The sequence below is a fragment of the Mangrovibacter phragmitis genome (assembly GCF_040429585.1).
Lineage (GTDB): Bacteria > Pseudomonadota > Gammaproteobacteria > Enterobacterales > Enterobacteriaceae > Mangrovibacter > Mangrovibacter phragmitis.
In genome coordinates, this window is the sequence record NZ_CP134782.1 from 1,089,671 (window position 1) to 1,112,961 (window position 23,291).

General features: G+C 50.0%; 17 protein-coding genes and 1 other RNA gene. 14 read left to right on the plus strand and 4 right to left on the minus strand.

The features are described from left to right. The first annotated feature begins 13 nt into the window (after window positions 1–13). The 8 genes from pheT to MPHASIOC01_RS05285 all read left to right on the plus strand — a co-directional run bounded on the left by pheT (window position 14) and on the right by MPHASIOC01_RS05285 (window position 8,295). Window positions 14–2,401, plus strand: a complete 2,388-nt coding sequence (gene pheT / locus MPHASIOC01_RS05250) for a phenylalanine--tRNA ligase subunit beta (RefSeq protein ID WP_353614124.1) — start codon at window positions 14–16, stop codon at window positions 2,399–2,401. Window positions 2,402–2,405: 4 nt separating this feature from the next. Then, entirely contained in the window at window positions 2,406–2,705 is a 300-nt protein-coding gene (ihfA, locus tag MPHASIOC01_RS05255; protein ID WP_036108549.1) for an integration host factor subunit alpha, read from the plus strand. 223 nt (window positions 2,706–2,928) lie between these two features. Further along, window positions 2,929–3,912 carry a vitamin B12 ABC transporter permease BtuC gene (gene btuC, locus MPHASIOC01_RS05260; protein ID WP_064595675.1) on the plus strand — a complete coding sequence of 328 codons (984 nt, stop codon included), beginning with the start codon at window positions 2,929–2,931 and terminating at the stop codon, window positions 3,910–3,912. Window positions 3,913–3,923: 11 nt separating this feature from the next. After that, a complete protein-coding gene (locus MPHASIOC01_RS05265; protein WP_353614898.1) occupies window positions 3,924–4,475 on the plus strand; it encodes a glutathione peroxidase in 552 nt (183 codons plus the stop codon). Then, window positions 4,476–5,216, plus strand: a complete 741-nt coding sequence (btuD, locus tag MPHASIOC01_RS05270) for a vitamin B12 ABC transporter ATP-binding protein BtuD (protein WP_064595672.1) — start codon at window positions 4,476–4,478, stop codon at window positions 5,214–5,216. 81 nt (window positions 5,217–5,297) lie between these two features. Further along, window positions 5,298–5,762, plus strand: coding sequence for an NlpC/P60 family protein (locus tag MPHASIOC01_RS05275; RefSeq protein ID WP_064595670.1), 465 nt, complete (start codon window positions 5,298–5,300; stop codon window positions 5,760–5,762). 294 nt (window positions 5,763–6,056) lie between these two features. Next, window positions 6,057–6,785 carry an EAL domain-containing protein gene (locus MPHASIOC01_RS05280; protein WP_064595668.1) on the plus strand — a complete coding sequence of 243 codons (729 nt, stop codon included), beginning with the start codon at window positions 6,057–6,059 and terminating at the stop codon, window positions 6,783–6,785. A 55-nt stretch (window positions 6,786–6,840) separates the two neighbouring features. Then, window positions 6,841–8,295, plus strand: a complete 1,455-nt coding sequence (locus MPHASIOC01_RS05285) for a protein adenylyltransferase SelO (RefSeq protein WP_353614125.1) — start codon at window positions 6,841–6,843, stop codon at window positions 8,293–8,295. Between the two features lie 10 nt (window positions 8,296–8,305). Here MPHASIOC01_RS05285 and MPHASIOC01_RS05290 read toward each other — a convergent pair whose 3' ends face one another. Then, entirely contained in the window at window positions 8,306–9,361 is a 1,056-nt protein-coding gene (locus MPHASIOC01_RS05290; RefSeq protein WP_353614126.1) for a 3-deoxy-7-phosphoheptulonate synthase, read from the minus strand. Window positions 9,362–9,475: 114 nt separating this feature from the next. After that, the gene (locus MPHASIOC01_RS05295; protein WP_064595663.1) at window positions 9,476–10,306 is read right to left on the minus strand and encodes a pyruvate, water dikinase regulatory protein; all 831 of its coding nucleotides are present in this window, start codon (window positions 10,304–10,306) and stop codon (window positions 9,476–9,478) included. 652 nt (window positions 10,307–10,958) lie between these two features. On the opposite strand from MPHASIOC01_RS05295, the gene ppsA reads away from it, so the two are divergent. From ppsA to MPHASIOC01_RS05310, 3 genes are all read left to right on the plus strand, one after another. Further along, entirely contained in the window at window positions 10,959–13,337 is a 2,379-nt protein-coding gene (gene ppsA / locus MPHASIOC01_RS05300; RefSeq protein WP_064595661.1) for a phosphoenolpyruvate synthase, read from the plus strand. Between the two features lie 258 nt (window positions 13,338–13,595). Then, on the plus strand, window positions 13,596–14,987 hold the full coding sequence (locus MPHASIOC01_RS05305; protein WP_064595659.1) for an MFS transporter: 1,392 nt from the start codon (window positions 13,596–13,598) through the stop codon (window positions 14,985–14,987). 3 nt (window positions 14,988–14,990) lie between these two features. Then, the gene (locus tag MPHASIOC01_RS05310) at window positions 14,991–17,369 is read left to right on the plus strand and encodes a glycoside hydrolase family 3 N-terminal domain-containing protein (RefSeq protein ID WP_064595657.1); all 2,379 of its coding nucleotides are present in this window, start codon (window positions 14,991–14,993) and stop codon (window positions 17,367–17,369) included. Window positions 17,370–17,435: 66 nt separating this feature from the next. On the opposite strand, the gene rprA is transcribed toward MPHASIOC01_RS05310, so the two are convergent. Together rprA and ydiK are read right to left on the minus strand one after the other, a co-directional pair. After that, window positions 17,436–17,541, minus strand: an RNA gene (gene rprA, locus MPHASIOC01_RS05315) — antisense sRNA RprA. 189 nt (window positions 17,542–17,730) lie between these two features. Further along, on the minus strand, window positions 17,731–18,828 hold the full coding sequence (ydiK, locus tag MPHASIOC01_RS05320; RefSeq protein WP_064595655.1) for an AI-2E family transporter YdiK: 1,098 nt from the start codon (window positions 18,826–18,828) through the stop codon (window positions 17,731–17,733). Window positions 18,829–19,060: 232 nt separating this feature from the next. On the opposite strand from ydiK, the gene MPHASIOC01_RS05325 reads away from it, so the two are divergent. The 3 genes from MPHASIOC01_RS05325 to sufA all read left to right on the plus strand — a co-directional run bounded on the left by MPHASIOC01_RS05325 (window position 19,061) and on the right by sufA (window position 23,291). Further along, on the plus strand, window positions 19,061–22,117 hold the full coding sequence (locus MPHASIOC01_RS05325; RefSeq protein WP_064595654.1) for an FAD-binding and (Fe-S)-binding domain-containing protein: 3,057 nt from the start codon (window positions 19,061–19,063) through the stop codon (window positions 22,115–22,117). After that, on the plus strand, window positions 22,114–22,524 hold the full coding sequence (gene menI, locus MPHASIOC01_RS05330) for a 1,4-dihydroxy-2-naphthoyl-CoA hydrolase (protein ID WP_064595652.1): 411 nt from the start codon (window positions 22,114–22,116) through the stop codon (window positions 22,522–22,524). Before MPHASIOC01_RS05325 ends, menI begins: the two co-directional genes overlap by 4 nt. Window positions 22,525–22,913: 389 nt before the next feature. Next, window positions 22,914–23,291, plus strand: coding sequence for a Fe-S cluster assembly scaffold SufA (gene sufA / locus MPHASIOC01_RS05335; RefSeq protein ID WP_064595650.1), 378 nt, complete (start codon window positions 22,914–22,916; stop codon window positions 23,289–23,291).

Here is a 23,291-nt window from a genome sequence, read left to right on the forward strand (position 1 = left end):
GCGGGACTCTGCAATGAAATTCAGTGAACTTTGGTTACGCGAATGGGTTAATCCGGCGCTGGACAGTGACGCACTTGCCGGCCAAATAACCATGGCAGGTCTCGAAGTGGATGGTGTTGAGGCTGTTGCGGGAGCATTTACTGGCGTCGTGGTTGGCGAAGTTGTGGAATGCGGTCAGCACCCTAATGCTGATAAGTTGCGGGTGACAAAAGTGAATGTTGGTGGTGAACGCCTGCTTGATATCGTCTGTGGCGCGCCGAACTGCCGTCAGGGCCTGCGGGTTGCGGTGGCAACTGTGGGGGCTGTATTACCGGGCGACTTTAAAATTAAAGCCGCAAAATTACGCGGTGAACCTTCAGAAGGGATGCTGTGTTCTTATTCCGAACTGGGTATTTCAGAAGACCACAGCGGTATCATCGAGTTGCCAGCGGATGCTCAGCCTGGTACGCCTCTGCGTGACTACCTGAAACTTGACGATGTCGCCATTGAAATCAGCGTGACGCCGAACCGTGCCGATTGCCTGAGTATTGCGGGTGTGGCCCGGGATGTAGCGGTACTGAACCAATTGCCGGTTACTGAACCAGAAATTGCGCCTGTGGCCGCAACTATTACAGATTCTTTCCCGATTACGGTTGAAGCAACTGATGCCTGCCCGCGCTATCTGGGGCGCGTGATTAAAGGTATTAATGTCGCTGCGCCATCGCCGTTGTGGATGCGAGAAAAATTGCGTCGCTGCGGTATTCGCTCTATTGATGCTGTTGTTGATGTGACCAACTACGTGCTGCTTGAACTGGGCCAGCCAATGCATGCATTCGATCTTAACCGGATCGACGGTGGTATTGTGGTGCGTATGGCTAAGCAAGATGAAAGCCTGGTGCTGCTTGATGGTACTGAAGCCAAACTCAATAGTGATACTCTGGTTATTGCTGACCAGAGCAAAGCACTGGCAATGGGGGGGATCTTCGGTGGTGAGCATTCTGGCGTGAACAGTGAAACTCAGGATGTTTTGCTGGAGTGTGCCTGGTTTAACCCGCTGGCGATTACTGGCCGTGCCCGCCGCTATGGCTTGCATACAGATGCATCTCACCGCTATGAACGTGGTGTTGACCCGCAACTGCAATATAAAGCCATGGAACGTGCAACTGCGCTGTTACTGGCTGTGTGTGGTGGGCAGGCAGGCCCGGTTATTGATGTGACTGCACAGGACAAATTGCCGCAGCCTGCGACAATTACTTTACGCCGCAGCAAACTGGATCGCCTGATTGGCCACCATGTGCCGGATGCACAGGTCGGTGATATTTTACGCCGCCTGGGTTGCCAGGTAACTGAATCTGAAGGCCAGTGGTTGGCTGTCGCACCATCCTGGCGTTTTGATATGGAAATCGAAGAAGACCTGGTTGAAGAAGTTGCCCGTATTTATGGTTATAACAGTATTCCGGATGAGCCAGTCAATGCGTCACTGATTATGGGTGAGCATCGTGAAGCGAATCTGTCGATGAAACGTGTGAAAACACTGCTGGTAGATAAAGGTTACCAGGAAGTGATCACCTACAGTTTTGTTGACCCGAAAATTCAGCAAATGCTGCATCCGGGTGAAGACGCACTGATTCTGCCCAATCCGATTTCTGCCGATATGTCGGCAATGCGCCTTTCTTTATTAACAGGCCTGCTCAGCACACTGGTATATAACCAGAATCGTCAGCAAAACCGTGCGCGTATTTTTGAAACCGGTTTGCGATTTGTCCCTGATACACAGGCAGACCTTGGGATCCGTCAGGATGTTATGCTGGCTGGCGCAATCTGTGGCAACCGCAATGAAGAACACTGGGATCTGGTAAAAGGCAGTGTTGATTTTTACGATCTCAAAGGTGATTTAGAGTCACTGTTCGAACTTACCGGTAAATTGTCTGAAATTGAATTTCGGGCAGAACGTCATTCAGCCCTGCATCCGGGGCAGAGTGCTGCAATTTATTTACACGGTGATTATGTTGGATTTATTGGTGTTGTTCATCCTGATCTGGAACGTAAACTGGATTTGAACGGCCGTACACTGGTGTTTGAATTGTTGTGGAACAAGCTTGCAGACCGCGCTGTGCCTCAATCTCAGGGGGTTTCACGCTTCCCGGCGAACCGTCGGGATATCGCTGTTGTGGTCGCTGAAAATGTGCCTGCAGCAGATATTCTGGCAGAGTGTAAGAAAGTTGGCGTAAATCAGGTAGTTGGCGTAAACTTATTTGACGTGTACCGCGGTAAGGGTGTGGCAGAGGGTTATAAGAGCCTTGCTATCAGCCTGACTCTTCAGGATACCAACCGTACACTGGAAGAAGAGGAGATTGCTGCTACCGTTGCAAAATGTGTGGCGGCATTAGAAGAGCGATTCCAGGCATCATTGAGGGATTGAACCTATGGCGCTTACAAAAGCTGAAATGTCAGAATATCTGTTTGATAAGCTTGGGCTTAGCAAGCGGGATGCCAAAGAGCTTGTTGAGCTGTTTTTCGAAGAGATCCGTCGTGCTCTGGAGAATGGCGAGCAGGTAAAACTCTCCGGCTTTGGTAACTTTGACCTGCGGGACAAAAACCAACGCCCGGGGCGTAACCCCAAAACGGGAGAAGATATTCCTATCACCGCCCGTCGTGTTGTTACGTTCCGACCCGGCCAGAAGTTAAAAAGCCGAGTGGAGAATGCAACCCCACAGAACGACTAATCTGACATGTTTTAAAAAGGCCGGTTTTTGCCGGCCTTTTTCTTGTCTGCAGAAAACCCTGGTCCGGGCAATGGCTTCGTTTGTCTGCTGTTCTGCCTTTTTAACTGTATAAATACGTGTTGCCCTCCGGCCATTCACAACATCCGCACTTGTCATACTTCTCCTGCATTCTGTGAACACGTAGAATTATGGCTGGTTATTCACTGGGAACGTTTTTTTGCACATGCACTTATTAGTTGAGCGGCAACAGCGGCAGGCACGTTATGTACTGGCTGGTTTGCTAAGTGTCCTGCTGGTCGTGGTTGTTATCAGTCTGTCCAGTGGTGAGCGTTGGATATCACCATGGCACTGGTTAGCTGCAGATAACACGCTGTTTGTCTGGCAAATTCGATTACCGCGCATGGTTGCTGTTGTGCTGACAGGCGCTGCACTGGCCGTTTCCGGCACAATGATGCAGGCATTATTTGATAACCCACTTGCCGAGCCGGGCTTACTGGGGGTTTCAAATGGAGCTGGTCTGGGGTTGGTGACTGCAATGCTGTTAGGGCAAGGGCATATACCTGACTGGGCTCTGGGAATGAGTTCCATGGTGGGCGCCCTGCTTATCACATTATTACTATTGCGGTTTGCCCGGCGTCGGCTCACTACCAGCCGTTTATTACTGGCGGGTGTTGCACTGAGTATCATTTGTAGTGCACTAATGACGTGGGCTGTTTATTTCACAACCAGTGCTGATCTGCGTCAGTTAATGTACTGGATGATGGGCGGATTTGGTGGTGTGGACTGGCGGGCAAAAGGCTTCATGCTGGCAATTGTACCGGTTCTCTGGTGGGTAATTCACCAGTGGCGGCCCTTGAATATGTTGGCACTGGGAGAAACTCCGGCAAGGCAACTGGGCCTGGCTTTGCATCGCTGGCGCTGGGTGTTAGTGATAGCGACAGGCTGGCTGGTAGGGGCCAGCGTTGCTTTGGCAGGGTCCATTGGATTTATTGGCCTGGTTATCCCTCACTTATTACGTCTTTGTGGCATCACTGACCATAAAACCTTACTTCCCGCCAGCGCGCTTGCGGGAGCCGTGTTATTGTTAATTGCAGATATGGTGGCCCGCCTGGTTCTGGCTTCAGCCGAATTACCAGTTGGTGTTGTCACTGCGTCACTCGGCGCACCCCTGTTTATCTGGCTACTCTTAAAAGTCAGACATGAATAAAGGAGAAAATGATGCAGGCAGATGTTCTTACTACTGATGTCGTCACTATAGATGGTCGTCCCGGCACGTTAACGGCATGGCAAGGGAAAGTCTTGCTGATTGTGAATGTTGCATCAAAATGTGGTTTGACACCGCAATATGAACAACTGGAAGACTTACAAAAACAGTACGAAGAGCAGGGCTTTGCAGTGCTTGGGTTCCCGTGTAACCAGTTTTTGGAACAGGAGCCCGGGAGTGAAGAGGAAATTCAGACCTTCTGCCGTACCACATATGGTGTCACCTTTCCCATGTTCAGCAAAATTGAAGTTAATGGTGAACAGCGCCACCCGTTGTATCAAAAGCTGGTTGCCCTGGCTCCTGTTGCAAAGGCACCTCAAAACAGCGGTTTTTATGAGCGAATGGCCAGTAAAGGGCGGGCGCCAAAACAACCTGGTGATATTTTGTGGAACTTTGAAAAGTTTCTGGTTGACCGGCAAGGCAAGGTTGTTGGGCGCTTCTCTCCTGACATGTTGCCCGATGCGCCAGAACTGGTGGCTGCAATTGAACGTGCTCTGGAACAATAGATGCCACTGCTGTCGTTAAACCATATAGCGGAAAAAGGTCGGTTGGCACCATTATCTGCCGGGGTTGCATCGGGCTGCTGGTTGCATCTGGTGGGGCCAAATGGAGCGGGAAAGAGTACACTCCTGACGCGTATTTCCGGTATGAGCGAAGGGCCAGGTGATGTATGCCTGGCCGGTAAGTCTGTGTCTGCCTGGTCCGGACCTGAACTTGGAATGCTGCGCTCCTGGTTGCCGCAACAGCAAGTACCCCCGTTTGCAATGCCGGTATGGCACTATCTGTTACTACATGCTCATGGTGCCCCTTTGGAAAAACTGGCCCCGATAATTGATGCTTTGTGGCTGGCAGATAAATTGCCGCGACAAGTTGCTCATTTATCCGGCGGAGAATGGCAACGGGTGCGTCTGGCTGCTGTTATCGCTCAGATCCACCCGGATATTAATCCGGCTGGTCGGTTGTTATTACTTGATGAACCAGTGAACAGCCTTGATGTTACCCAGCAATCGGCGCTGACTCATCTGCTTAATGAACTCGCCCAAAAAGGGGTGGCGATTATTATGAGCAGCCATGATCTTAATTACTCACTGGGGCATGCTCACCAGGTTTGGTTAATGCTGAAAGGTAACGTCGTAGCCCAGGGAAGCGCCAGTGAAGTGTTAACGCCTGAGAATTTGCATTCTGTTTATGCTTTGCCATTTCGGCGTCTTGATGTGGATAACCATAAAGTTCTTATTTGTTCCTGATCGCGTTGAAATGCTTGCCAAATTAAATACTGAAGAGCTACATTACACTGGTAGAAAATAGCCTGGAGGCAACAGCCAGTCATGAAATTGTGGGGGCTTGTCCTGTTATCTTTATTATTAGTCGGATGCAGTCACCACCGGGCACCTGCACCAGATGGCCGGTTATCTGACTCTATTATGGTTATTGCCAGGCTGGATTCGCAATTAAGTGAATGGCGGGGAACCCCTTATCGTTATGGTGGAATGTCCAGACAAGGTATTGATTGTTCAGCATTTGTTCAATTAACATTTCGTGACCAGTTTGCACTTCAACTTCCACGTAGTACCCGGGATCAGGCCAAAATTGGCACACGCATTGATAAAGACGAGCTATTGCCGGGGGATCTGATTTTCTTTAAAACAGGCTCTGGTGACGAAGGCTTGCATGTGGGGATTTATGATACTGACAATCAGTTCATTCACGCTTCCAGTAGTCATGGTGTGATGCGTTCATCACTGAATAATGTCTATTGGCGGGATAAATACTGGCAAGCCAGGCGCATTTGATTTTTTTACTTTAATATAAGTAGGCTTCGTTTACTTCGCTAATTCTGATGTGAGTATTATTTATTTCCTCTGGTTCTGGCTGATTGGTGATTTTTTTCAAAGACCGTTCTTTGCCATTTATTTTTCAGCTCATCATTAATTCAATTCCGTTCTTTTGTGTTAGCAAAGCGTGCTGGCGAAAATCCTGAATGTTTCTAATTGTGCAAAACAGTAGTGATATCACGGGTAACACGATTGAATTCCTTTTCTGTTTCAGTCAGGATGAAAAAAACCACCAGGTAGTGGGATTGTGACATGGTCGTGACTCTGGAGTGCGCATACTATTCCCAGTGCTTGTTCCAGCCATTCAGGCGGAGCGATGGGTCTCTGTATGGCGTTGAACTGGTCACCCGCTTTGTGACAGAAGATGGCGTTGTACAGATGCCTGAGTCTCTGGTCAGTACAAGGTTATCTCCTTTGCAGCATAGCCAGCTTCTGGAAGAAAAAGTAACGTTATTACGCAGTTTCCAGGCTGCGTTTCTAAAGCATAATCTGGTGATATGGCTGCCTGTTGAGCAAAACAGTGCTCGTTGTATTTTATCTGATGAAAGTCTTGTCAGGTATTTAACCAATATTCCAGGTTTGCATTTAGGAATAACAGAGCAATTTCTGGCATCTGGTGACCATTATTTAACGAATCTTTTCTCATCACTGGAGCGCCATTTTTTACTGGCATTGTTAAATTATGGCGCCGGACATATTTCTGGGCAGTTGATTTTTCAGCGGCAATTTAATGCCATAATGCTGGATAAACAGTTCGTTCAGTCTTGTCTGAAGAAGACCTCATTCCGTTCTGTAATGTATGCCATTCTTAACCAGGTGGGTGCTGTTTGCCATGCATTAGTCATCAATGGCATTGATGATGAAAAAAGTTTTACCCGTACTCGCCTTTTACCGTTTACGGCCATGCAGGGTGCGCTCTGGCCCCCAGAGATCCCAGAAAACCTGATGTTGTTACTGTATGGTAATCCCTTATACCCCTGATAACTGCCCGTGTTTAGCTGGCGCAACTGCCACTACACTACAGGCAGGAGGGCCTATGGCTGAACAACCTGTATTTACCCATGCCTGGCATGATTTATTGCCTGGCTTTTCGCAGCAAGTCACCCCACAACCTTTGTTGTCTGCTCGTTTGCTGTGGCATAACAGCGAACTGGCAGCTCAACTGGGGCTGGCAGAAAATTTATTCAACTACAACGGGCCTGCCGGAGTGTGGGGCGGAGAAGCATTGTTGCCTGGCATGTTGCCGGTTGCTCAGGCATACAGTGGCCACCAGTTTGGCGTTTGGGCCGGGCAACTGGGCGACGGGCGTGGGCTGTTGTTGGGCGAACAGCAACTGGATGACGGACAGCAATTTGAGTGGCATCTCAAAGGTGCGGGATTGACCCCGTACTCGCGTATGGGTGATGGCCGTGCGGTGATTCGCTCCACTGTGCGTGAATGCCTGGCTTCAGAGGCGATGCATCATCTCGGGATCCCCACAACACGCGCACTGAGCATGGTTATCAGTGAAACACCGGTATACCGTGAACAGACCGAAAAAGGTGCCATGATGATGCGTCTGGCACAAAGCCATGTGCGCTTTGGTCACTTTGAACATTTTTATTACCGCCGTGAACCGGAGAATGTCCGACGGCTTGCTGAGTACGTGATGACACGGCACTGGCCCCATTTGCAGGATGAATCAGAGCAAGATAAATGGCGGTTATGGTTTGAGGATGTTGTTGCACGTACAGCCAGACTAATTGCGCAATGGCAATGTACCGGCTTTTCTCATGGCGTGATGAATACAGATAATATGTCGATTCTGGGGCTGACTATTGATTATGGTCCCTGGGGTTTTATGGATGATTACCAGCCGGGTTTTATTTGTAATCATTCTGATTATCAGGGCCGCTATTCATTTGAAAACCAACCTGGAGTTGGCCTGTGGAACCTGCAACGCCTGGCACAGGCTCTGTCGTCCTTTATTAGCGCAGAGACACTGAATACGGTACTGGACACATATGGGCAACACTTACAACAGGCCTGGGCGAGCCAGATGCGTGCCAAACTGGGGTTCACCCATGTCCGGCCCGAAGATAACGCTCTTCTGGCGGAGTTATTCAGCTTAATGACGCGGGAAGGGAGTGACTATACAAGAACATTTCGGTTACTCAGCCATACAGAAACAGGAACGGCTTTGTCGCCACTTCGCGATGAATTTATTGACCGTGCTGCTTTTGATTCGTGGTTTGCCCGTTACCGGCAGCGCTTACAGATGGAGCCACTGGATGATGCCGAACGCCAGAAAAGGATGCAGTCTGTCAATCCGGCTGTGGTGCTGCGTAACTGGCTGGCACAACGTGCTATTGAAACGGCAGAACAAGGTGATGCAGGCGAAATGCATCGCCTGCTTGCTGTGTTGCGCGACCCGTTCAGTGACCGGGCGGATGATTATGTAAAACGCCCGCCTGACTGGGGCCGACGGCTTGAAGTCAGCTGTTCGAGCTGACTGCATAGTTTCAGAGGTTGTTTAACCGGTGTTTCACCGCATCGGACAACATGGCCAGCAGTGTTTCAGTATCATCCCAGCCAAGGCACGGGTCAGTGATGGACTGGCCATAAACTAACGGTTTACCGGGCTCAATCGCCTGGTGACCGGGTTCAATAAAACTCTCAGCCATGACACCCGCTATTGCCGTTGAACCGTCGCGAATTTGTTGGCAAATATTCTGAGCAACATCCAACTGGCGGCGGTGTTGTTTCTGGCAATTTCCATGGCTGAAGTCAACCACCAGTCGCTGTGGCAACTCAAAGGTTCCAAGCGCTTTAGTGGTCGCCTCTATATCTTCAGGGTAAAAGTTGGGTTGCTTACCACCCCGCAAAATAATATGCCCGTAAGGATTGCCGCTGGTCTGGTAAACCACCATCTTTCCGTGTTTATCAGGGGACAGGAACATATGGCTGGCTCGAGCTGCACGAATGGCATCAATAGCAATACGTGTATTACCGTCAGTGCCATTTTTAAAACCAACCGGGCAGGACAGAGCGGAAGCCATTTCACGGTGTACCTGGCTTTCAGTTGTGCGGGCACCAATAGCTCCCCAACTGATCAAATCGGCAATATATTGCCCAACAACCATATCAAGGAATTCAGTTGCCGCTGGCAACCCAATAAGGTTGACCTCCCGCAAGAACTTGCGTGCCTGCTCCAGACCTTTATTTACACGGCAACTACCATTGAGGTCCGGGTCTGAAATCAACCCCTTCCAGCCAATGACGGTTCGTGGTTTCTCGAAGTAGGTGCGCATAACCACTTCCAGTGTATCCTGGTATTTATCATGCAATATTTTTAGTCTGCGGGCGTAGTCCAGTGCTGCTTCGGGGGAATGTACCGAGCAGGGGCCGACAATGACCAGTAACCTGGAATCCTTACCGGAGAGGATGCGCTCAATACGTTGACGGGAAAGTGTAATGTGGTGTGCGAGGGGCTCTGTTACCGGGTAACGCTGGCTAAGTTCATCCGGTGTGACCAGAAAGCCAATTTGCGCGATGCGCAATTCATCTGTTTTATTCATTTACAATCTCAATACCGGGTTGGTTGGCGATACCGCCTTAAGCAAAATCAATAAACTGGCTGTGCCGTTAAACACACAGTATGTCACAATAATTCGTACCATTGAACTAGTTTGTTAGTACATGCGTCTGTTCAGCCCCATTAAATCCAGGATTTTGGTTGCGATTTCTTCCACTGAATAGTTGGTACTGTTGATGTACCTGATTTGATGTTTGCGATAAAGCGCTTCAACCTCTGCAACTTCCATGCGGCACTGGCGCAATGATGCATAGCGACTGTTTTCCCGGCGTTCCTCCCTGATAGCGGCCAGTCGCTCGGGGTTGATGGTCAGGCCAAAAAGGCGTGAACGCAGGGGCTGTAATTCTGCTGGCAAACGCAGGTTATCCATATCATCAGCAATAAAGGGGTAGTTGGCGGCACGAATCCCAAATTGCATTGCCAGATAAAGGCTGGTTGGGGTTTTCCCGCAACGCGACACGCCAAGCAAAATAACTTGCGCCTGGTCGAGGTTGCGCATCGAAATACCATCATCATGGGCCAGCGTGTAATCAATCGCAGCAATACGGGCATCATATTTGCCAAGATTAGCCGGATTCAGCCCGTGTGTACGGTGAGCGATTGGCACCGGGTCAACTTCAAGTTCTTGCTGAAGTGGTGCGACGAGCGCCTGAACGATGTCCTGGCAGAAACCTGCACTCTGCAAAATAATGGTGCGTATCTCAGGCAACACAATTGAATAGAATACCAACGGCCTGCAGCCTGTCTGCTGGTAAATAGCATCAATTTGTTCCTTCACCGCGCGGGCCCGCAGTTCTGTTTCAACAAATGGCAGGGTCACACTGTGTACGTTTACCGGAAACTGCGACATTACCGCATGACCAAGCACTTCCGCTGTAATTGCAGTACCATCTGAAATATAAAAAACATGCCGGTTTGGTATATTCACTCTTTGCGTATCCTGGTAGTTTTTACAAGATAAAGCATAAAGTAAAACCTCTCAGGGTGTGAGTCCTTTCCGTGAAATTCATCGAGCGCCTCACCGGGTTGAGTGGTGAGCGCAATACCATAGCCCGGCAAGTGTTTTGATAGCAGTTACCCGTCATCAGAATGCCAGATATTGTCATGAACAGGTGAGAATTACCTCGAATCTTACGGTCAGTGTATATGAGTATTAATAAGCAGTTCATTGTTTATTCGGGGTTTTTATCAATTTAATCACGGGGCAATAAAATAGAAACAATGTTTTTAATAAAATTGAATAACACGTTTCATTTTTCATCTCATTGATTTGCAGTCAAATAATAACAGTAGATTATTTTCCTGTTGCGCTTCATTTCATCTATTTAAGGTTGTTCTGAAATGGCTGTTTTTTATTTGCTTGAACGATTCACTGTTTTTAACTCCTCAATAATTGTGCCAAACTTAACCCGTGGCCCATTCAAAATAAGCAGTGTCTCGCTGGTGGATTTCTGGAAAGATGTTTTTGTTTGTGTTGTCACTAACTCAATAGAAACATCTGATTGATTAGAGATCAGCGAATGGGCCTGAACACTCCCATTATTTCTGTACCTGTTCATAATCAAAAAAGGATTGTTTCGATGTCCAATCATGGTGTGTCACCGCTCGTTCTTTGGTATAACCAGCTTGGCATGAACGACGTAGAAAAGGTTGGGGGGAAAAACGCCTCCCTGGGTGAAATGATAACCAACCTTTCCGGTTCTGGGGTCTGTGTTCCCAACGGGTTCGCGACAACGGCCGATGCTTTTAACCAGTTTTTGGATCAAAGTGGTGTCAACCAGCGTATCTATGCTCTGCTGGATGAAACCGATATAGATGATGTGCAGGCACTTGCAAAAGCAGGCGCTGCAATTCGGCAGTGGATTGTCGAAACACCCTTCCCACCCGCGCTGGAAGAAGCGATTCGTGGTGCTTATACCCAGCTTGCGGCAGATAACGATAAAGCGTCTTTTGCTGTCCGTTCCTCAGCCACGGCAGAAGATATGCCTGATGCTTCGTTTGCCGGCCAACAAGAAACTTTCCTGAATGTGCAGGGCATTGATGCCGTAATGGTTGCGGTAAAACATGTGTTTGCGTCGTTGTTTAATGACCGGGCCATTTCTTACCGGGTACATCAGGGGTATGACCACCGTGGTGTTGCGCTTTCAGCCGGAGTGCAACGTATGGTGCGCTCAGACCTGGCGGCGTCCGGGGTTATGTTCTCCATAGATACGGAATCCGGTTTCGACCAGGTGGTATTTATTACCGCCGCCTGGGGGTTGGGGGAAATGGTGGTGCAGGGCGCGGTCAACCCTGATGAATTCTATGTGCATAAACCTACCCTGAATGCCGGTCGTCCGGCGATTGTGCGCCGCACCATGGGGTCGAAAAAAGTGCGCATGGTTTATGGCGAAACTCAGGAACATGGTAAACAGGTACGCATTGAAGATGTGGCACCAGAGCAACAATCGGTTTTCTGCCTGAGCAGTGAGGAAGTTGAAGCGTTGGCACACCAGGCGCTGTTGATTGAGCAGCACTATGGTCGCCCGATGGATATTGAGTGGGCGAAAGATGGCCACACCGGTGAACTGTTTATTGTCCAGGCCCGCCCGGAAACGGTGCGTTCTCGTAACAAGGTAACGGAGCGTTACACACTGCATTCCCAGGGCGATATTCTGGTTGAGGGGCGTGCGATTGGGCAGCGTATCGGTGCCGGAAGTGTCAAGGTTATTCACGATATCAGTGAAATGAACCGGATTGAAGCTGGTGATGTACTGGTAACGGATATGACCGACCCGGACTGGGAGCCTATTATGAAAAAGGCTGCCGCGATTGTGACAAACCGTGGTGGGCGGACATGCCACGCAGCAATTATAGCGCGTGAACTGGGGATTCCGGCGGTAGTGGGGTGTGGCGATGCAACTGAGCGGCTGAAAAATGGTCAGCGGGTTACGGTATCCTGTGCCGAAGGTGATACCGGCTATGTATACGCGGATTTGCTGGACTTCTCCGTAAGTAGTTCCAGCATTGATACCATGCCTGACTTACCTTTGAAGATCATGATGAACGTTGGTAATCCGGACCGGGCGTTTGACTTTGCCTGTCTGCCCAATGAAGGTGTGGGCCTCGCTCGTCTGGAGTTTATCATCAACCGTATGATTGGTGTGCACCCACGCGCATTGCTTGAGTTTGAAAAGCAAGAACCGGCATTGCAGGCCGAAATTCGTGAGCTAATGAAAGGGTATGATTCCCCGGTTGAGTTTTACGTTGGCCGGCTAACGGAAGGTATTGCCACTCTTGCTGCGGCATTTTGGCCCAAACGCGTGATTGTGCGTTTGTCTGACTTCAAATCCAATGAGTATGCCAACCTGTTGGGGGGAGAACGTTATGAACCTCATGAAGAAAACCCGATGCTGGGTTTCCGTGGTGCTGGCCGCTATGTTTCGCCGGATTTCAGAGCGTGCTTTGCCCTTGAATGCGAAGCCGTAAAACGCGTCCGTAACACGATGGGGCTGACCAATGTTGAAGTGATGATCCCCTTTGTTCGTACTGTTAGCCAGGCGAAAGCTGTGGTTGATGAACTGGCAAGTCAGGGGCTCAAACGGGGTGATAATGGCCTGAAAGTGATAATGATGTGCGAAATTCCGTCAAATGCGCTGCTGGCTGAAGCGTTCCTTGAACACTTTGATGGTTTCTCCATCGGTTCAAATGACATGACTCAGTTGGCGCTGGGCCTGGACAGGGACTCTGGCGTGGTTTCTGAGTTGTTTGATGAACGTAATGATGCAGTGAAAGCGTTGCTCTCTATGGCAATCAAAGCGGCTAAAAAACAAGGTAAATATGTGGGTATCTGTGGGCAGGGGCCTTCTGACCATGAGGATTTTGCTGCCTGGCTGATGGAGCAGGGTATAGACAGCCTGTCACTTAACCCGGATACGGTGGTACAAACCTGGCTTGATCTGGCAGAACTTGCCAAATAATCACCTTACTGCTTTGTTATGTAAAACGCCATGCATCTGCATGGCGTTTTTCTTTTCCACACACCGCGTCACTTCACACTTACGCCTTTTAAGCAAAAAAACATAATAGCCGGATAAATTTCGGCAATTGTTGTTTCTTGCCCGCTGCGAAATAGTTACTGGGTACCTGAGTGTTACCCACAAACAACAAAAAACAACAAGCTCCCAGTTTTCAACTATGAAGGCTTAAGGAGCTCAGCTGATGAAAGGTGGAACATCATGAATACTGTGCCGGTTCTTACATTGAAAGATAAAATTGGCTATGGGTTAGGTGATATGGCCAGTGCGCTGGTCTGGCAAACAGCAACGCTGTTTCTGGCCTGGTTCTATACCGATGTGTTTGGGTTACCTGCAGCTATTATGGGCACGATGTTTTTGGTGGTGCGGGCCATCGATGCAATTACTGACCCTTGTATAGGCGCTATTGTTGACCGGACACGTACCCGGCATGGGCGTTTTCGCCCCTGGTTATTGTGGTTTGCCATTCCTTTTGGTGTGAGTTGCCTGATAACGTTTTATGTACCGGATGTGGGGCCGACAGGTAAAATTATCTATGCCTGTGTGACCTATACACTCCTCAGCCTTGTGTACTCCGCTATCAATGTGCCTTATTGCGCCATGCCTGGTGCCTTGACACTGCATCCAGGTGAACGGCATTCGTTACAGTCCTGGCGTTTTGGTCTGTCATTTACCGGTGGGTTAATCGTCACTGTGCTGGCTTTGCCCTTGATGGAGTGGCTGGGTCAGGGTAACCAACAGAAAGGTTTTTTTCTGGCAATGAGCCTGATGGGTTTACTGGGGATTGGTTTGTTTTTCTGCTGTTTTGCCATGACCCGCGAACGCTATATACCTGAAAGCAGCGCGCCAGGCAGTATGCTGGCGGACCTGAAATCGCTGGCGAAAAACAGCCAGTGGCGTTTGGTATTTGCGTTGAATATTCTGTTGTTGACGGCGGTAGTGGTGCGCGGGTCAACCACGATGTATTACGTCAAATATCTGTTGATGCGCCCGGACATGACTTTTGTCTTTATTGTCAGTGGGATGGTAGCTGCTTTGTCTGGCGCATTGTTGTCCGGTTGGGTTCTGGGCCGGGTGGACCGGGTAAGAGCCTATCAGTTCACTACCCTGATTTTTATGGTGCCGTGCATCGCTATCTTTTTTATCCCTGCAGCGTATATCGGCTGGATACTGGCCCTGAATATTGTGTTCAGCTTTATTCAGAACCTGACCACGCCTCTGCAGTGGTCCATGTTATCAGATGTCGTCGATTATGAAGAACACCGCACAGGCCGCAGGCTGGACGGTCTGGTCTTTTCCACGGCCCTGTTCGCCATCAAAATGGGGCTGGCATTGGGGGGCGCGGTCGTGGGCTGGATTCTGGGGCTGGTCAGTTACCAGGCCAATGTCACCGAACAGGCTCCGGCTGTTCTGCATACCATCAACGCATTATTTACCTTCATTCCCGCGGCGCTGTTTTTGTCCATCGTCGTACTGTTGTGCTTCTACAAACTGAATAACCGTAAAGTGGCTGCCATCGCTAATGAACTGGCGGCCAAACGCCAACATATTTCTAACCCGGAACCCGGTTTAAACCCGGCAATACAGGAGTAACTCATGACGATGTATACAGATCCCCGCCAGCCTGTTAAGGCTCGGGTGGCTGACTTACTGGCCCGGATGACACCCGAAGAAAAGTTCGCCCAAATGGGAGCAATGTGGCTGGTGCTATCGCCGGAAGGTTTCCATAAAGAACGTCTGGATATGAGCGATACGTTTTCAGGTGCGACACAGCAAATTGCTCTGGCTGAGCAGTTGAAAAAAGGAATTGGTCAAATAACTCGTCCACTTGGTACCCACAGTGTCTCACCGCGAGAAGGTGTGATGGCGGCGAATCGTCTGCAAAAAACGCTGGTGGAAGAGAGCCGGTTAGGGATACCGGCGTTGTTCCATGAAGAGTGCCTCGTGGGGGTATTGTGCAAAGATGCCACGTTATTTCCATCACCACTCAATTATGCATCAACCTGGGATCCGCAACTGATTAACGCGGTTGCCGGTGCAATTGGCCGCGAAGCCAGAGCGATTGGCTGCCATCAGGGACTTGCGCCAGTGCTGGATGTTTCCAGGGATGTGCGCTGGGGGAGAACAGAAGAAACCTTTGGTGAGGATCCTTACTTAGTTGGGGTCATGGCTACACAGTATGTAAAAGGGTTACAAGGGCCAAACCGTGATTTGCTGGCAACCCTCAAGCATTATGCCGGCCACTCGTTTAGCGAAGGAGCGCGGAACCATGCGCCTGTGCACCTCGGCTTTTGCGAGCTGAATGACACTTTTCTGTTGCCTTTCGAAATGGCGGTACGCCTTGCCAATGCCGGTTCAGTGATGCCCGCCTATCACGATATCGATAACCAGCCCACTCACAGTGATACTTTCCTGCTTACCCGGGTATTACGTGACCAATGGGGCTTTGACGGGCTGATTGTCGCTGACTACGGTGGTGTGAGCCTGCTGCATCAGCATCATGGTGTCAGCCATAGCCCCATGGAGTCTGCTGCACAGGCATTTAATGCCGGGCTGGATATTGAACTCCCTAAAGCGGATTGTGCCAGCCATCTTGCCGAAGCGGTGGCTGAAGGTCTGATTACTATGGACAAGATTGATGAGATTGTCTCTCGTGTGTTGACCGAAAAATTCCGGCTTGGTCTGTTTGAACACCCCTATGCAGATCTGGATAAGCTTGCTTTACAGGAGCCAGAAACACGTTCCCTTGCCAGAGAGTGTGCGGCACGTTCTGTCACTATGCTTGAAAACAACGGCATTTTACCACTCACCGATACGCCTTCACTGGCGGTGATTGGTCCGGTAGCAGACGATCCTTTGGCTTTGCTGAGTGGCTACAGTTTCCCTGTTCATCTGATAATCAGTGATGCTCAGGAACAGGCAGATCAGGTTGTGACATTACTTGCCGGAATCCGGCAGCAGTTTGGTGAAAATCGGGTTCGTTACGCCAAAGGGTGCCACATTATTGAGCACCGCCAGGCGGGTGCTCCGGTCTTTCCTGGTGAAAGTGAAGGGAAACCCCGCCAGTCGTCTCCGGTTTCACAGGATACCAGCTTAATCCCTGAGGCCGTGTCGGCGGCTCAGCAAGCAGATGTGGTGATTGCCTGTGTGGGTGACCTGGCTGGTTTGTTTCAAAGTGGTACCTGTGGTGAGGGCTCTGATACCGATACACTGGCACTGCCGGGTGTACAACAGGCATTGCTTGAGGCGCTGGTCCACACCGGAAAACCCGTTATTGTGGTGATGACTGGCGGGCGCCCGTACCATCTGGGTGGGTTGGAACAACAGGTCGCGGCATTGTTAATGGCGTGGGCTCCGGGCCAGGAAGGTGGCCATGCTGTCGCAGACATTTTGGCGGGGAACCGGGAGCCTGAAGGGCGTCTGGTATTATCTGCGCCCAAAAGTGCCGGAGCGATGCCATATTACTATAACCACAAGCTGAAAAGTGGTGGCACACCTTATGCGTTTCATTTTGGTGCCCGCTATCCCTTCGGGTTTGGTCTGGGGTGGGGGGATTTTGTTCTGGACCAGGCTGAGTTACATGAGGCAACGCTACCCGCGCAAGGAGGAACCATTAATATCGCTTTATCAGTCACCAATCGCGGCGTGCGCTCTGGCAGTGAAGTTATCCAACTTTATGTGCATGATAAAGTCGCCTCGCTGGTGCGCCCGGTGAAGGAATTAAAAGCATTCCACCGCGTCAGGCTGGCCCCGGGGGCGACTACCCGGTTAACTATCTCGGTGCCGACCGATATGCTGAATTTCACCAATAAGATGGGCCAGCGAGTCGTTGAACCTGGTGAATTTGAGCTGATGTTAGGTACTAACAGTGACGCTATCCAGCAGTGTGTTACGGTCAATCTTACGGGAGATAAACCCGTTGTTCTGGCTCGTGACTGGCGCATGTTAAGTCATACAGAGGAAACCGCAGGGTAAAAACTAACGGTAACGCGCCTGTCAACGGTGGCGCGTTGCGTTTTCCAGTGTGTCGGATTACCGGAGCAAAAAAAAAGCCCATCGTGGGAGATGGGCAAAGACTACACACAGCAATTCGTTGTTTCACTCAGGGGATTCATGTTTATAAACCAGATGTGATTTATAAGACTGGGCTTATGATAGTCATCACGTCACTGAGTCGTCGATCGGATTCGTCTCAATAGTTAAATGTTTATAAATAGTAAAAAATGTTATTCAGTGTAATGAAAAAGAATGAGTGCGAAGAGTGGGCGAAAAATGAATAAATCAATAAGCTTTGCTGAACAATCGAGTACGAAAAACCCGATTGTTCAGGTGGCAATTACCCTTGTGAAGAAGGTGGGGTATCTGTGGGAATATTTTCAATAGAGGGGACTTTTTCGTTAACCCAGGCTGCAAATAACCGGTAAGACACGGCCAGTACTACCGGGCCAATGAATACACCAATCATGCCAAAAGCAATTAACCCACCAATAACACCGGACAGGACAACAATCATCGGCAGGTCTGCCCCCATGCGGATAAGTATGGGACGAATCACGTTATCCAGCGTACCAACCACTGCACTCCATACCAGCAGAACCGTTCCCCAGGTGTTATCCCCGCTCCAGTATAGCCAGATGATTGCTGGTATCAGCACCAGCAATGGGCCAATCTGCACCAGGCAGCAAAGCACCATCACTACACTCAGTAATGTTGCATAAGGGATACCACAGATAGCCAGGCCAATACCGCCCAAAATCCCCTGAACCAGGGCAGTGACGACAACGCCTAACGCGACCGCGCGGATTGCCTGAGCGGCCAGCACAACAGAGGCATCACCGCGCTCAGACGCGAGCCGTCGGGCGAAACGGCGCAGTCCATCAGCGACGTCTTCACCACGCCAGTAAAGTAAGGCGCTGAACAGCACCATCAGAGCGCAGTGCATCAGAAAACGCCCCAAATGTGCCGCCTGGCCAACAAACCAGCCAGTAGTTGTACCAATATACGGTTTCACTTTAGCAAGCAGTGTTGTGCCGCCGCCATCGAGCAGGGCATGCCATGAACTGTAAAGTTTATCACCAAAGAACGGGATGCTTTGTAACCAGGCTAAATCGGGTGGAGCGAGTTGACCAGAACTGGCTGATTTAACCAGTGGAGCGCTGGTATCCACCAGGCTATTCACTAATAACGAAATGGGGATAACAAACAACAGTATCAGCAGCAGTGTCATGACCAGAACGGCCAGAATACGTTTTCCCCACAGCAGCTTTTGCAACCGAATTAATACCGGCCAGGTGGCAATAACCACAGTTCCGGCCCAGGCAAAGCCCAGAATGAACGGTTGAACTATCCAGATACACGCGATAATCATTAACGAAATAAACAGCACAGAGATAAGGACCCGTGCAATGTCCTGGTGAGGCTTTATCGTTTCCATAATTGTGTCATCAGCCAGTAATTACGCCATGATACCCGGTAAAAAGCATCATGGTTAGCATAAGTGTCCATAATATATTGCAGTTCTAATGATGATGTATTCCGCTATCTTTTTACAACTTAAAAGCGAAATAAAATCCTCCAGGCGTGGTATGCAAAAATGTGATAAAACCATGAGTGTGCTACGCAAACAATAACTCATCTCTTTTTTTGTCAGACAGAGTCAAGTGCGAATGATCCCACAAATTTCTCAGGCACCAGGTTTAGTGCAGCTGGTTGTGAATTTTTTAGAAGCACTGGAGCAACAGGGTTTTACCGGCGATACCGCTACAAGTTATGCTGATCGCCTTACAATGGCGACCGATAACAGCATTTATCAGCTACTCCCGGATGCCATTCTTTTTCCTCGTTCCACCGCCGATGTGGCATTGGTTACCCGCATTGCCAGTGAAGAACGTTTTGCAAGCCTGGTTTTCACCCCGCGCGGTGGTGGCACGGGTACCAATGGACAGGCACTGAACCACGGCATAATTGTCGACATGTCGCGGTACATGAACCGTATTATTGAGATTAACCCGGAAGAAGGTTGGGTCAGAGTTGAGGCCGGGGTAATAAAAGATCAACTTAATCAGTTTCTGAAACCTTACGGCTATTTTTTTGCACCGGAACTGTCAACCAGTAACCGGGCAACACTCGGGGGCATGATTAATACCGACGCTTCCGGCCAGGGTTCACTGGTCTATGGCAAAACCTCTGATCATGTATTAGGTGTCAGAGCTGTTCTGTTAGGGGGGGATATTCTTGATACCCGTCCAATGCCCGTATCTTTGGCTGAATCACTGGCTGAGGAAACAACCGTAACGGGGCGCATCTACAATACTGTGCTGAATCAGTGCCGTAATCAGCGTGAATTGATCCTCGAAAAATTTCCTAAGCTCAACCGTTTCCTCACTGGGTATGACTTGCGTCATGTATTCAGCGATGATATGCAACAGTTCGACCTGACACGCATCCTGACCGGTTCAGAAGGTACGCTGGCATTTATCACTGAAGCCAAACTGGATATCACGCCCATTCCCAAAGTGCGCCGCCTGGTGAACGTGAAGTATGACAGTTTCGATTCAGCGCTGCGCAGTGCCCCTGTCATGGTCGAAGCCAGTGCTTTATCGGTTGAAACCGTTGATTCGCGGGTACTCAACCTCGCCCGTGAAGATATTATCTGGCATTCAGTGAGCGAGTTGATTACTGATGTACCGGATAAAACGTTGCTCGGCCTGAACATTGTGGAATTTGCCGGCGATGACGAAGCTCTGATAGAAAACCAGGTAAGTGAATTATGTGAACGGCTGGATGGCCTGATTGCCCGTGGGGAGTCAGGTGTTATTGGCTGGCAATTATGCAGTGAATTACCCGGTATTGAGCGTATTTACGCGATGCGGAAAAAAGCGGTTGGCTTGCTGGGCAATGCTAAAGGCGCTGCAAAACCTATTCCATTTGCAGAAGATACCTGCGTGCCACCAGAACACCTTGCCGACTATATTGTGGAGTTCCGCGCTTTGCTCGACAGCCATAATTTGAGTTATGGCATGTTTGGCCATGTGGATGCCGGGGTACTGCATGTCCGCCCTGCACTGGATATGTGCGACCCGCAACAGGAAGTGCTGATGAAGCAAATCTCTGATGACGTGGTGGCGCTTACCGCCAAATATGGCGGGTTGTTGTGGGGGGAGCATGGTAAAGGCTTCCGTGCGGAGTACAGCCCGGCGTTCTTTGGGGATGAACTCTACAATGAATTGCGGCGTATCAAAGCGGCGTTTGACCCAGGTAACCGCCTGAATCCGGGGAAGATTTGCCCACCGTTGGGTGTGGATGCGCCGATGATGAAAGTGGATGCGCCTAAGCGTGGCACTCTTGACCGCCAGATCCCTGTCGCAGTTCGTCAGTCATGGCGTGGGGCGATGGAGTGCAATGGTAATGGCCTGTGCTTCAACTTTGATGCGAAAAGCCCGATGTGCCCGTCAATGAAAGTCAGCCAGCACCGGATCCATTCACCAAAAGGGCGTGCAACCCTGGTACGTGAATGGTTGCGCTTACTGGCCGACAGAGGTGTAGACCCGAACAAACTGGAAAAAGCGTTGCCGGGTGGGCACAGTAGTTTACGTAATTTGGTGGAGCGTGTACGTCACACCTGGCATGCGCACAAGGGAGAGTACGATTTTTCACATGAAGTGAAAGAAGCCATGTCCGGGTGCCTGGCCTGTAAAGCCTGCTCCACCCAATGCCCGATTAAAATAGATGTTCCTGAATTTCGTTCACGCTTCCTGCAACTTTACCACACGCGCTATCTGCGCCCGGTTAGGGATCACCTGGTTGCCAGTGTGGAAAGCTATGCACCGTTAATGGCTCGGGCACCCAAAACATTTAACTTCTTTTTACGTCAGAACTGGGTACGGGATCTGACGGCAAAACATATTGGCATGGTTGACCTGCCGTTATTATCGACCCCCACACTGCAGCAACAACTGGTGGGGCATCGTTCTGCCAATATGACACTGGAACAGCTTGAATGCTTGCCAGCAGAAGAGCGGGAAAAAACGGTGCTGATAGTCCAGGATCCATTCACCAGTTATTATGATGCGCGTGTCGTGGCGGATTTTGTCAGTCTGGTGGATAAACTGGGCTATAAACCGGTAGTGCTGCCTTTCTCCCCAAATGGTAAAGCGCAGCACATCAAAGGGTTCCTGGCGCGTTTTGCCCGGACTGCGCAGAAAACATCAGAGTTTCTCAACCGCATTGCAGAGCTCGGTATGCCAATGGTGGGTGTGGATCCGGCGCTTGTGTTGACGTATCGCGATGAATACCGCCAGACACTGGGCGATGCCCGTGGCGATTTTTCTGTGCTGTTGGTGCATGAATGGTTGTCTCAGTCACTGGAAAAACTCAGCACTCGTGAGCTCGCGGGAGAGGCATGGTACCTGTTTGGTCATTGCACTGAAGTGACGGCACTGCCTGCGTCGACCAGTCAATGGGCGGGGATTTTCAGGCACTTTGGTGCCCGTCTGGAAGGCGTCAGCGTCGGGTGCTGTGGCATGGCGGGCACTTATGGCCATGAACAGAAAAATCACCAAAAATCCCTCGATATCTATGCGCTTTCCTGGCAACAGGCAATTGAACGTCTGCCACGCCAGCGTTGCCTGGCCACAGGCTACTCATGCCGCAGCCAGGTAAAACGTATCGAAGGTAGCGGTATGCGCCATCCTGTGCAGGCTCTGTTGGAGATACTTTCATGATTTGGCTGCGAGCAACAACTTTACAAACGCTCAATACCATGGGCGAGGGTAATATGGTTGGGCACCTTGGGATTCGTTTTACCCAGTTGGGTGATGATCATCTCGAAGCTACCATGCCCGTTGATTCGCGTACCCAACAGCCTTTTGGGTTACTGCATGGTGGGGCATCCGTTGTGCTTGCTGAGACCCTCGGCTCGGTGGCCGGGTACTTGTGTACGGAAGGGGAGCATAAGGTGGTGGGGCTTGAAGTTAACGCCAACCATTTGCGTGCTGTCACTCATGGGGAAGTTACAGGGCACTGCAAGGCGGTGCATCTGGGTGGCCGGCACCAGGTCTGGCAGATTGATATCTATAACGATAAAAACCAGCACTGCTGTACTGCACGCCTGACAACCGCAGTCGTCTGATAATACCCGCTATTTATTTAACTGCACCTTGCGTGAAGACATTCACCAGGTGCAGTTTTTGTCTGCCAGTAAACCATGTCTGTTATGTATCAATGCCAGCTAAATCAGGGCCAGCAATAGCGTTTTGCGTGGCCTGTTTGATAAATAGGTATTGCCTATACATGTTTTATTCTCCCCCGGGAAGTACCTTTCTGGAAGCAATAAAAACTTGAGTATCAATTAATTAAAAAACGTAACCGACAACAGGTAGCACGTTTTTTGAGCGTCTATGCTTATTAACAGGTAGCAAAAAATCATAATCCGGCAATACCCTTGGTATCTCAGGGTTGAATCGATAATACGTATCATTAACATTAGCTTTACAAGCTAAACATAGGTTGAGGTGATACATGGCAACAGACTCCGGTTTATTTGACCCCGCCGAAATGAACTGGCAGGGCATAACACTGACAGATGCGGCTGCGCAACAGATAGTGCACTTAGTTGAAGTGACTCCCGGCCTTCAGGGAGTGCGGCTTGGTATCAAAGTGTCGGGCTGTGCGGGTTTTGCTTATGTACTGTCCGGGGTAACGGAGCCACCACCAGACTGTCTGTTGTGCGAGCACGGCCAGGCCAGGCTCTGGGTTGAACTGGCAGCGCTGCCTGTCATCGATGGTACTCATGTGGATTATGTGCGTGAAGGCCTGAATCAGGTGTTTAAATTTCACAACCCCAAAGCCCAGCATGAATGTGGATGTGGTGAAAGCTTTGGGGTTGAAGCGGAGTAA

Bases quoted from the DNA above. Each gene is read 5' to 3' on its own strand.
- MPHASIOC01_RS05285 (WP_353614125.1), top strand. From the start codon at position 6,841: ATGGCTGAACAACCTGTATTTACCCATGCCTGGCATGATTTATTGCCT.
- ydiK (WP_064595655.1), bottom strand. From the start codon at position 18,828: ATGGAAACGATAAAGCCTCACCAGGACATTGCACGGGTCCTTATCTCT.
- sufA (WP_064595650.1), top strand. From the start codon at position 22,914: ATGGCAACAGACTCCGGTTTATTTGACCCCGCCGAAATGAACTGGCAG.
- ihfA (WP_036108549.1), top strand. From the start codon at position 2,406: ATGGCGCTTACAAAAGCTGAAATGTCAGAATATCTGTTTGATAAGCTT.
- MPHASIOC01_RS05305 (WP_064595659.1), top strand. From the start codon at position 13,596: ATGAATACTGTGCCGGTTCTTACATTGAAAGATAAAATTGGCTATGGG.
- pheT (WP_353614124.1), top strand. From the start codon at position 14: ATGAAATTCAGTGAACTTTGGTTACGCGAATGGGTTAATCCGGCGCTG.
- ppsA (WP_064595661.1), top strand. From the start codon at position 10,959: ATGTCCAATCATGGTGTGTCACCGCTCGTTCTTTGGTATAACCAGCTT.
- menI (WP_064595652.1), top strand. From the start codon at position 22,114: ATGATTTGGCTGCGAGCAACAACTTTACAAACGCTCAATACCATGGGC.
- btuD (WP_064595672.1), top strand. From the start codon at position 4,476: ATGCCACTGCTGTCGTTAAACCATATAGCGGAAAAAGGTCGGTTGGCA.
- btuC (WP_064595675.1), top strand. From the start codon at position 2,929: ATGCACTTATTAGTTGAGCGGCAACAGCGGCAGGCACGTTATGTACTG.
- MPHASIOC01_RS05310 (WP_064595657.1), top strand. From the start codon at position 14,991: ATGACGATGTATACAGATCCCCGCCAGCCTGTTAAGGCTCGGGTGGCT.
- MPHASIOC01_RS05265 (WP_353614898.1), top strand. From the start codon at position 3,924: ATGCAGGCAGATGTTCTTACTACTGATGTCGTCACTATAGATGGTCGT.
- MPHASIOC01_RS05275 (WP_064595670.1), top strand. From the start codon at position 5,298: ATGAAATTGTGGGGGCTTGTCCTGTTATCTTTATTATTAGTCGGATGC.
- MPHASIOC01_RS05325 (WP_064595654.1), top strand. From the start codon at position 19,061: ATGATCCCACAAATTTCTCAGGCACCAGGTTTAGTGCAGCTGGTTGTG.
- MPHASIOC01_RS05280 (WP_064595668.1), top strand. From the start codon at position 6,057: ATGGTCGTGACTCTGGAGTGCGCATACTATTCCCAGTGCTTGTTCCAG.
- MPHASIOC01_RS05290 (WP_353614126.1), bottom strand. From the start codon at position 9,361: ATGAATAAAACAGATGAATTGCGCATCGCGCAAATTGGCTTTCTGGTC.